Raw genomic sequence first — 10937 nt, 5'->3', positions numbered from 1 at the left:
GTTATTTGTTAGCTACTTTCTCTATAGCTAATTCACGATCTAATGGTAGTTTTGATTGACCATAAATTACTCCCAAAATGGCATTGGATCTTTTTGCCCCCATAAGATACTGTAAACAAACTCATGTGTTCGATTAGTTACAATAGGCTTAGAGTGTAATCTAGTTATTATGCTTTTAATCACAGGGGGCATTTCTGTTAGATATTTCTCTTCATTGAAAAATAAAGAGTTATTTATTTTACTTAACTGGTTAGGTAGCAGTGTTACATAAGTATCCTCCCCACTACCTTCCTTTATATTTGAATATACAAAAGAATCATAACCTCTATCTAATGCCCATTGTTTTAGTTTTAAAGTATAATCTAACCAAACTATTTCCTGATATTTAGCTTCTTTGAAGTCTTCATTGATTGCTTTAGAACGTGCTTTTCGTTTTCTATACTCTTCAGTGAATAACCTATTGTTAGTGTAGCCCTTCATAATACCTTTTATATCATTTTTAGACATTACATTGAAAATATGGGGAGGGTAGATAACATCTGTGAAAGGATCAAACAATGCTCGAACTTCTAATTTCTCTGATAGTGATAGCTGGTCACTATCGATAACCTTTGGTCCCCCACTTCCAATCGGATCATCTTCCCATAAATCAATTAGTCGTAAAGGCCGGTTCACATCTAACAAGTACTCAGATATAGAAAATTTACTTGCATGACAACAAAACTCTTCAATATACTGCTTTAAGGATTTTGTATTGATAACATTACCAAGCCTGTCAAAAACATCTACCGAAAAATCCGGTTTCAAAGAACAGTTTTCTTGGTGTGCGAACATTCCTTCAATCCGCCCTGCGGCTGCTATCGGAGTTAAGCTTAAGTGCTTGAGAATTTGAATGTTGTGATTTGAGCCAGTATCAGAGTTATATACACGCACGTTAGATCCCTTCCATGATAATCAATATGTTACATATATACTTTGATTTAGCTTCATTATCAAATCACAATTGCATTCTGTATGTAAGTTTATAGAGTTAAATGAAAAACCAACAAAAAACTCTCGGTAAATCAACAGGTAAAATGAGTTGAGGCATTTACCCTAACTCACTCATAATGATGTAATACATCTTAAAGTGATCGTTCTAAGATGTACCTGGATATAAATGAATTAGGGTATTTAATCTAAATAGGAACTATTGACTATAGAATTTATGCCTATCTTAATATGTGGTAACGTTCCTAACTTGAGATGAACACCATATGTTACTGGGTTGTTGGATTTTGTGAGGGGGGGGGATCATTTCTCATTCAGACGATTATTACTTCAGCAATATCGCTAATAGACCCTATTTCAATAGAAAAAGCGTCTAGATTAACCGCTGCACTGTTCTTTACTTTTGGCCTAATTATACAGCGATGTTCCTTCTGGTATGCATAGGAAAAATGTTTATAAAATTCCTGATCCTTATCTTTAATCGTATCATTATAGGGGTCATAATAGTACACATCACTTTCGAGAAACTCCCAATCAGGGAAGCTAATTAAAAGCTCATCTTTAAGTCTATTAATAAACTCAACTTTATCTTTTATTATAAGGACTGCATCAGACTCAAAGTCTGTTGGCATTCTTCTGCTGACTTCATTGCAAGTACAGAACATGTAATAGTCTCCCATTACAAATTCTATTGGCACGACTCCATTGATTATTGGGTTTCTAAGGCCTTGAAACTCAAAATGACTTTCACCCTTAAGTATTTCGCTAATCGCTTTTAGCCTGTAGCTTCTCACCGTCTCTAAATCTTTTATTGCCTTGATATGGCTGCCTTTTGAATAATAAGACGCAGGAGAAATTCTAAATCGTCCATATTTAAGCATATCTTCGACATATTGCTTTTTAGAGAACTTTAAAAGGCAATTTTCAGGCTCAATGGTCAATTTATCAAACATTTTTACGCCCAAAGGCATCCCATTGGAATAGTATGCGTTCAATTGCTCTGATGCATATCCTATAGACCCTTCCTTTAAAATACCTCTCCAATTGGTTTCTTCGATCAACTCAATTAAAAGTCGACCGAATCTGGCATCATTATCAATCATCGGTGTCACGCTTATCTTGCCATTAGCGCCAATATCGAGGCTATTTGTAAATACATCCGCTAACCTTTCTTGAATCGTCTCATCTTCTTCAAGGAGTAAGTATGGATTTCTATAGTATTCGCAACGCCATATATCTTCGCGAACTATCCTCCCCCCACTTGATTGGGCTTCTTTCTTTAGTTCGAAAATTCGTTTCTTAAACCACTCGTAAGTGCTCTTTTGTCTGTCCTTGAGTAGATCCATTTATTCCTACTTTTTAGATAAAAAAGCCGCTATTAGTTATTCAGTTGTAGTGGTGCTGTTTTTTGAGAACCAACCAACTGCAATTTGGTTTCTATCATTAGATATATTTTCACCATTGGCAATAGTTTGTAACTCATAAAGAGGGGAAAAAGGCTTAGAGTGATCACTTTAATCTGAATCAACAGGGGGATTAAACTCGATTTAAAGATGGTTTAAATCCATCCTGATACTCGGGCCTATTTTTAATATTTGAACGTTAATAGGACTTGTGACAAGCAAGATATTCACTTTATGTACCTTTCAGAACCTCGCCAAACGCTGCAGCTAGAATGTTTTGCCAAACCATGTGAACTGGTAATTATTTAGATGAGATAAGCTCTCATTTGCCAAACCGAGTGAAATGTTTTGCCAAACCTCGCGACGCGCTACAAATTTCAAACAAAAACTCTCCTACCTTAGTCTAAGGTTTAGCCTTGCAATGGCATAAGGTTGACGTTGACGTTAATCTGTATCTGTATGTTTTAAATCTTATTTTTTAATTTTACTTACTTGGTTGCCGTTGGCGTTAGACTAAGGTCGCGATTGTTGTTGTGCTCTGCCTTGATAGATTAACTGTGACTTTAAATAAAAAATCAGCACAGGGGAGTCGCTATGAGTTTTGAAAGCAACGACAAGGCAGAGGGATATTGGCGCGAGAATTTACGCCTAGTACTTAAATTATTAGCTATATGGGCTGCAGTATCTTTTGGATGCGGCATTTTACTAGTGGATGTACTGAATGAAATTCATTTTATGGGATTCAAGTTGGGATTCTGGTTTGCACAACAAGGTGCCATGTATGTGTTCGTAGCGCTGATTTTTGTCTATGTGGCGAAAGCCAATGCATTAGATAAAAAATACAATGTTCACGAAGACTAATACTAGACCAAGATAAGGAGCCATGAGATGGACGTACAAACGTTAACTTATTTGATTGTGGGCGTAACATTCGCCCTTTATATCGGAATCGCGATTTGGGCGAGAGCCGGTTCGACAAAAGAATTCTATGTTGCAGGTGGTGGTGTTCACCCTGTGATGAACGGCATGGCAACGGCGGCAGATTGGATGTCGGCAGCCTCGTTTATTTCCCTCGCGGGTATAGTGTCATTTACCGGCTATGATGGCTCTGTTTACCTTATGGGTTGGACTGGCGGCTACGTACTGCTGGCATTGTGTATGGCGCCTTATCTAAGAAAGTTTGGTAAGTTTACCGTGCCAGACTTTATCGGTGACCGATACTACTCACAAGCTGCGCGTACTGTGGCAGTTGTGTGTGCCATCTTCATCTGTTTCACTTATATCGCGGGTCAAATGCGTGGTGTGGGCGTGGTGTTCTCTCGCTTCCTCGAGGTCGAAGTTGAAACCGGCGTTTACATAGGTATGGCGGTGGTCTTCTTCTATGCCGTACTCGGTGGTATGAAAGGTATTACCTACACTCAGGTCGCACAATACTGTGTACTCATCTTCGCCTTTATGGTTCCGGCTATCTTCATCTCTGTGATGATGACGGGTCATATTATTCCTCAAATTGGTTTCGGCGCAGAGCTCATCGATGCTGCGGGTAATGGCACTGGGGTATATCTGCTAGATAAACTCGATGGGTTATCCACAGAGCTTGGCTTTGGGCAGTATACCGAAGGCTCTAAGAGCATGATCGATGTGTTCTTCATTACCGGCGCTCTGATGTTTGGTACAGCGGGTCTGCCACACGTGATAGTACGCTTCTTTACCGTGCCTAGAGTGAAAGATGCACGAGTATCAGCGGGTTGGGCGCTTGTTTTCATCGCCATTATGTATACGACGATTCCTGCACTCGCGGCCTTCTCTCGTGTGAATATGATTGAAACGATAAATGGCCCAGAATCTACAGGTGTTGCCTATGAAACGGCTCCCGAGTGGATTAAGAACTGGGAAAAGACAGGTCTGATTGAGTGGGATGATAAAAACCAAGATGGCAAAATTTATTATGCTAAGGGTCCTGAAAGCGAGATGAAGATTGACCGAGACATTATGGTTCTCGCGACACCTGAAATTGCTAACTTACCTGCTTGGGTTATCGCATTGGTTGCTGCCGGTGGTCTAGCCGCTGCGTTATCAACATCTGCGGGTCTCTTGTTGGTTATCTCTACATCGGTGTCTCATGATTTACTCAAGAAGAACCTGATGCCGGATATCTCAGATAAGAAGGAATTGATGTTTGCACGTATCGCCGCGGCGCTGGGTATTGTGATGGCAGGTTACTTCGGCATCAATCCACCTGGATTTGTCGCAGCAGTCGTTGCTATCGCCTTCGGACTCGCGGCATCGTCACTCTTCCCTGCAATCATCATGGGTATTTTCTCTAAGACCATGAACAAGGAAGGTGCAATCACAGGTATGGTTGTTGGTCTGTTATTTACCGCTGGCTATATCGCATTCTTCAAGTTCGTAAACCCTGAGATCAACAATGCGGATCATTGGTTCCTAGGGATATCTCCTGAAGGTATCGGTATGCTAGGTATGATGATTAACTTCGCAGTGGCCTTCGCTGTCAGTAAGGTAACGACAGCGGTACCGCAAGATGTGGTTAACATGGTTGAGTCAATTCGTTTCCCTAAGGGAGCGGGTGAGGCTCAAGACCACTAGTCGGATGTCTCTATGACTTAGATGACTCTGGTTTCTGACTCTGGTTTCTGACTTTGGTATGTGATTTTAGTATCTAGAGCTGGTATCGACATAAATGAAAAGAGCGCTTAGGCGCTCTTTTTTATTGGCACATTTAAGTTCTATTTCCTTGCACGACTTAAAAACAAATTTTGATCGGCCACTCAATTTTGAACCGTGATGCTCTACAGCACAGGTATGCGGTGCTAATATATCGGCCGCTTTACTTAAGGTGCTGCTTATGTTTCGTTATAACTTTCCTAAGGTTACGGGAAGAAGCTAATAGCAGATCTTATGTAAAGGGCCAAATAGTGAGTAAGGATACTGCTAGGATAGAGGCGAGGTTATTCTTGCTCAAATCAGAAGTTATCAAACGTAAGGGAAGACACTTATGTATAAAAGCATATTGGCATTAGTCATGGTTATGGCCATATCTGGCTGCAACAATCAGGATGATGCATCTCCAAAAGCGACTCAACAAGCGACCAGTGAACAGCAAGCCGCTGTTACCTTACCCTATGAGCTCCATCAGACTATTTTCTTCGGCGGTGACATACTGACCATGAATGGAGATAAGCCTGAATACGCTGAGGCCGTGGTCGAGCGTGAAGGGAGAATTATCTTTGTTGGCACTAAGGCCGAAGCGTTCAAGCGTTTCGAAGGTAAGGCCGAGCTTCATGACCTTAAGGGCAATACCCTAATGCCTGGTTTTATCGAGCCTCATCTTCATCCTTCTATAGCAGCGCTTATGTTGCCAAATGAGGTGATCGCTCCTCATGATTGGGTGTTACCTACAGGTGTTAAGAAAGGGGTACAGACCCCAGAAGCCTACCAAAAAAGGTTGGCTGAATCGATTAACGAAAACGCTAAAGCCGGTAAGATATTCTTTGCCTGGGGTTATCATCAGTTATGGCATGGCTCCCTTAATAGAGGGATCCTTAATCGCTTGTCTCCAGATAAACCAGTGGCCATTATTCATCGTTCATTCCATGAAATATTTTTAAACGATAAAGCCATAGAGTTATTCGGTATTACTGAAGAAGACTTTAAAGGTAACCCGCAAGTCAATTGGGAAGAAGGGCATTTTTATGAGGGTGGCTGGCTAGCGCTGGTACCAAAAATTGGTCCATTCTTGCTCGATCCTGATTCCTATAAGCGTGGGTTGTCGAAAATGACTCAACTTGTTCAGCAAAACGGGATCACCACCATTGCCGAGCCAGGCTTTCCAAGTTCAGATTTTAAGATGGAGTATGGATTACTCAAGAGTGAGATGGACAAGAAGCCTCCCTATGATGTTTACCTGATCCCCAATGGGACTCAGCTTTATGCCATGGCGGGTAATGATAACAGTAAGGCGATGGCGGTAATGGAGACTCTGCCAGCTAAATACAACACAGAGAATATCGAGTTCTTGCCCAAGCAGGTAAAACTGTTTGCCGATGGCGCCATCTATTCGCTGCTGATGCAGATGGAGGACGGTTACCCTGATGGCCATCATGGCGAATGGATGACACCTCTAGATCTGTTTCAAGACCAGCTGAGTCTGTATTGGAAAAATGATTATAAAATTCATGTTCACTCCAATGGTGACTTAGGCATACAGCAGGTATTGGACTTTAACTCGCTGGATCAGCAAGCCTATCCGAGAAAAGATCATCGCTTTACCTTACATCACATGGGCTATTTTACCGATAAGCAAGCCGATGAGATGAAGAGCTTGGGCATGGAGGCTTCGGTTAATCCCTTCTATTTATGGGCGTTAGCGGATAAGTATGCGACAGATGGACTCGGTCCCGAGCGGGCTGACTCTCTGGTCGCTGTGAAAAAGTTAGTAGACAGGAAAATACCTGTGTCTTTCCATTCAGACTTTGCCATGGCCCCGGTTGAGCCGCTGACATTAGCCTGGACTGCGGTAAATAGAGTGACAGCTAACAACCGCAAAGTTTCTCAGGATCAACGTATTGATGCATACACGGCGATGAAGGCGATCACTATCACTGCGGCGAGAACCCTAAACTTGGAGACCAAGATAGGCTCCATCGAAGAGGGGAAGACGGCTAATTTTACGATATTGAAAGCCAACCCACTTAAAATTGATCCCATGGCGATTAAAGATATCGCTATCTTAGGCACGGTTTTTCACGGCGATTTTAATATCAATAAGGCCGCTAACCTGAAACATTAATCCTGCTGGGGTTTAGCCTCTTTTTAAAAAGAACAATTTGAAAAAGAATGGGCTGTGACAAAAAAGAGTGAAATCGATTTTGGTTTCGCTCTTTTTCTTTTTAGTTTCCAACGAATAGCTCCGCATTATAGTTAAAACTACCCACTCTCATGTGATTGTTTCATATCTTTACATCCCCGCAAGCTCAGGCACAGTCAGGTATTAAGGCATATACTTACCACATTGAACATGGCGCTTGCCCCGTTTATAGCTGAAAGTAAAGCGCGACAAGCCTACAAAATTTGGTGGTGTGGTATGTTTGGCCTATTTTTGTCTGCTCCGCCTATTGTTAACAGGCATTACGCCAATGGCATAATGTGCCTCTTCGTACTGCTTATCTGCTTCACATCTGCCGTGATGGCAGAGACACTAACCCGAGGCCCTTATCTTCAGCTCGGTACTGAGCACAGTATGACGGTCAAATGGAGGACGGATATTACCGGGCCATCGGTTGTCAAATACGGTACTGAGCTCAGTAATTTAGCCGATAGCGCTACGGGGCTGAATGAAGCCACACACAGTGTGACCCTTAGCGGCCTCACGCCTAATACTCGCTACTATTACGCCGTTCTCGACAATCAAGGCGACGTACTCACAGGTGGCGATAGCACACACTTCTTTTATACCTCGCCAAGTGTTGGTAGCACTGCATTGACTCGGGTTTGGATCATAGGTGACTCGGGAACGGCCAATAGCAATGCTAGGGCCGTACGGGATGCCTATAAAGCCCGAACTGGCAGCAGTTATACGGATCTATGGCTCATGTTGGGGGACAATGCCTACTCTACGGGCACTGACAGTGAGTATCAGGCGGCCGTTTTTGATATATATCCTGAATTGTTAAAGCAATCTCCGCTCTGGTCTACTTTGGGTAACCACGATGGTGCCACCGCAGACTCTGCAAGCCAGGAAGGGCCTTACTATGATATTTTTACCTTACCAACAAACGCTGAGGCAGGTGGTGTACCATCGGGCACCGAAGCCTACTACTCGTTCGATTATGGTCAGATCCACTTTGTTTGTTTAGAGTCCTATGAGACAGACAGGTCGAGTAGCGGCGCCATGTTAACTTGGCTGGTTAACGATCTCGAGGCCACCAGTCAGCCTTGGATTGTGGCTTATTGGCATCACCCGCCATATACCAAAGGCTCCCATGATTCAGATTCTGAAAGCCGTTTAATCGAAATGCGCGAAAATGCACTGCCAATTCTGGAATCCTATGGCGTCGATCTTGTGTTGTCTGGTCATAGCCATTCCTATGAGCGTTCATACCTTATCGACAGTCACTATGGTCATTCATCTAGCTTCACTCAAGGGATGCAGTTAGACGCCGGTGATGGGAATAAAGCGGGCGATGGCAGCTATCAAAAAACGGCTCAGATCCAGCAAGCCAATAATGGCGCCGTGTATGTGGTTGCTGGCAGCTCGGGCAAGATCTCAGGCGGTGCGCTCAATCATCCTGCCATGTATGCCTCTATCAATTTGCTTGGCTCGGTTATTTTAGAGGTTCAGGATAATGAGCTGACGGCCACTTTTATTGATAATACCAATGTCGTTCAGGATGAGTTTACCCTGACTAAAGGGCCGGATGTCTTACCCCCTACAGTGACATCGATTCAGGCAATCGATTCTACGACGGTGAAACTGAATTTCTCTGAAAATCTGACCCAAGTCAGCGCGGCTGATATTTCCCATTACCAACTGGATCGCGGGGCGAGTGTTATATCGGCGCAATTGAGTGCCAATCAGCGACAAGTGACCTTGACGACATCGGCTCTGGTGCCGTCACAAGTCTACACCTTGGTCATCAATGGTATTCAAGACATTTCTCTTAATACTATTGCCGCCAATACTCAGCAGGAATTTACCTATATCAACTTGATCACCATAGCGTTTCAGGATGGTGTTAGCCCTGAACTCAGCTACAGCGGCACTCGTGATGCTTATATCAGCGAACTGAATATCACAAGTCGTTATGGTGCAAACACCAATCTTTATATCGACGGTGATGATGGCAACGGTAACGACCTGTCGACGCTACTGAGATGGGATATCGATGTGATCCCTGCCAATGCCAATATCGAGTCAGCGGCAATAACCTTAGATGTGTTTAATCCAACATCCAGCAGCTATAACATTTTTGCACTTTCCGTGCCTTGGACCGAAGCCGAAGTGAGTTGGCTACAGTACGATGCTGGTAAGGCTTGGGAGCTTGCCGGTGGACAAGGGACTGGAGATCGCTCCGTGGTTTCTCTTGCTTCGATTAGCCCTGGAATCGGGCTATATACCGTCAATTTAAATGAAGCGGCTACAGATATGATCGAGTCTTGGGTCGATGGCTCATCGAGTAATCATGGGTTTATCATAACCAATACTGCCTCCAGCGATGGCGCCGACTTTTATTCGAGAGAGTCGAGCAACTTTCATCCTAAACTGACCTTGGTTTATTCACTTCCAGAGCCCGAAGGCGACACTGCGCCACCCACTCAAGTTGAAAATCTGTTGTTGATGTCGGTGGCTACCGACACAGCGTCTATTTCGTGGGATGCGGCGAGCGATAACGTGGCCGTTACCGGATATAAAGTTTTCCGTGATGATGTGATGCTTGCTACATCGACGATGACCAACTTTAATGACAGCAGCTTAACGCCTGCAACCCATTACATTTATAAAATCATCGCGTTCGATGCCGCTAATAATGAGTCCACGCCAAGCACTGGATTGGAGATTACCACTCAAGCTGTGACGGCTTCACTGCATGTGGAAGACATTGGGATGGCGATAGAATCTGTGAATAAAAAGAAACTCAGGGCGAGGGCCGAAGTGCTAGTGGAAGATGCTTTGGGCATACCAGTTAACAATGCTAGTGTATCGGGCACTTGGTCGGCTCTGTCTAATTTATCTGTGTCTGGTGTGACAACGGGTGAGGGGAAGGTGAGTTTTGGCTCAACTAATGTTAACAAGAACAGCAGCGGGCAATTTATCTTCTCGATAAACTCAGTGAGCCTAGCTGGATACAGTTATCAAGAGAGTGACAATGTTGAGACCAGTGACTGTATTGGCGTTGACACTAGTCCTTGCGATGGCCTGAGTACGCCAACTGGTTTTACTGCTAGTTTCGATGGCAGTCAGATATCGCTTAGTTGGAACGCTGTGAGTCAAGGGACACATTATTATGTTTACCGCTCGCATAGCTCAGGCAGTGGCTATAGCCTCTTAGGGCAATCATCAATAACCAGCTATCAAGACAGTGCGATTAGCTTAAATACTACTTATTACTACAGTGTTACGGCAAGTGATGGCGTGGATGAATCTGCTTGGTCACAAGAAATTACTGTGACAACGATGATTTCTCCTCCTACAGAATTAGGTGCCGATGACGTGTCTTTGTCCCTTAAGAGAAAAGGGCGAACTTATGATGTTAGCGCTCTGGTGAGTGTGAAAGATGATTCTGGCAACGGCGGGCCCCAAGCCTTGGTGAGTGGAGAATGGACCTTAACCGATGGAACAAAGCTGGCGGATTCTGGGACAACTTCAGGAGATGGCGCCCTTATCTTGAAGTTGACTAAGCAGTCGGCACTGAGCGGTGATATGTTCTTTTTTACAGTGACTGATATTGAGCGAGGCTCAGATAGCTTTGATGGCGTAATGACCTCAAACTCAGTGACAGTGCCTTAATGATGAAAACTTAAGTA

General features: G+C 43.5%; 6 protein-coding genes. 4 read left to right on the top strand and 2 right to left on the bottom strand.

Annotation, left to right across the window (positions count from 1 at the left end):
• Positions 1-66: 66 nt before the first annotated feature.
• The gene (locus sps_RS16940; RefSeq protein WP_077753583.1) at positions 67-933 is read right to left on the bottom strand and encodes a hypothetical protein; all 867 of its coding nucleotides are present in this window, start codon (positions 931-933) and stop codon (positions 67-69) included.
• 371 nt (positions 934-1304) lie between these two features.
• Entirely contained in the window at positions 1305-2336 is a 1032-nt protein-coding gene (locus tag sps_RS16935) for a hypothetical protein (protein ID WP_077753582.1), read from the bottom strand.
• A 651-nt stretch (positions 2337-2987) separates the two neighbouring features.
• Here sps_RS16935 and sps_RS16930 point away from each other — a divergent pair.
• The 4 genes from sps_RS16930 to sps_RS16915 all read left to right on the top strand — a co-directional run bounded on the left by sps_RS16930 (position 2988) and on the right by sps_RS16915 (position 10920).
• A complete protein-coding gene (locus sps_RS16930) occupies positions 2988-3254 on the top strand; it encodes a DUF4212 domain-containing protein (RefSeq protein WP_005502042.1) in 267 nt (88 codons plus the stop codon).
• A 27-nt stretch (positions 3255-3281) separates the two neighbouring features.
• A complete protein-coding gene (locus sps_RS16925; protein ID WP_077753581.1) occupies positions 3282-5000 on the top strand; it encodes a sodium:solute symporter family protein in 1719 nt (572 codons plus the stop codon).
• Between the two features lie 409 nt (positions 5001-5409).
• Entirely contained in the window at positions 5410-7203 is a 1794-nt protein-coding gene (locus tag sps_RS16920; protein ID WP_237157863.1) for an amidohydrolase, read from the top strand.
• A 294-nt stretch (positions 7204-7497) separates the two neighbouring features.
• Positions 7498-10920, top strand: coding sequence for a DNRLRE domain-containing protein (locus tag sps_RS16915; RefSeq protein ID WP_169915798.1), 3423 nt, complete (start codon positions 7498-7500; stop codon positions 10918-10920).
• Positions 10921-10937: the final 17 nt, after the last annotated feature.

The sequence above is a fragment of the Shewanella psychrophila genome, from assembly GCF_002005305.1.
Classification (GTDB): domain Bacteria; phylum Pseudomonadota; class Gammaproteobacteria; order Enterobacterales; family Shewanellaceae; genus Shewanella; species Shewanella psychrophila.
Note: the sequence above shows the minus strand (reverse complement) of the source record. Positions and strands in the feature narration are given on the sequence as shown.

Excerpts from the sequence above, each read along its gene's own strand:
- sps_RS16930 (WP_005502042.1), top strand. The coding sequence starts at position 2,988 with ATGAGTTTTGAAAGCAACGACAAGGCAGAGGGATATTGGCGCGAGAAT.
- sps_RS16915 (WP_169915798.1), top strand. The coding sequence starts at position 7,498 with ATGTTTGGCCTATTTTTGTCTGCTCCGCCTATTGTTAACAGGCATTAC.
- sps_RS16935 (WP_077753582.1), bottom strand. The coding sequence starts at position 2,336 with ATGGATCTACTCAAGGACAGACAAAAGAGCACTTACGAGTGGTTTAAG.
- sps_RS16920 (WP_237157863.1), top strand. The coding sequence starts at position 5,410 with ATGTATAAAAGCATATTGGCATTAGTCATGGTTATGGCCATATCTGGC.
- sps_RS16925 (WP_077753581.1), top strand. The coding sequence starts at position 3,282 with ATGGACGTACAAACGTTAACTTATTTGATTGTGGGCGTAACATTCGCC.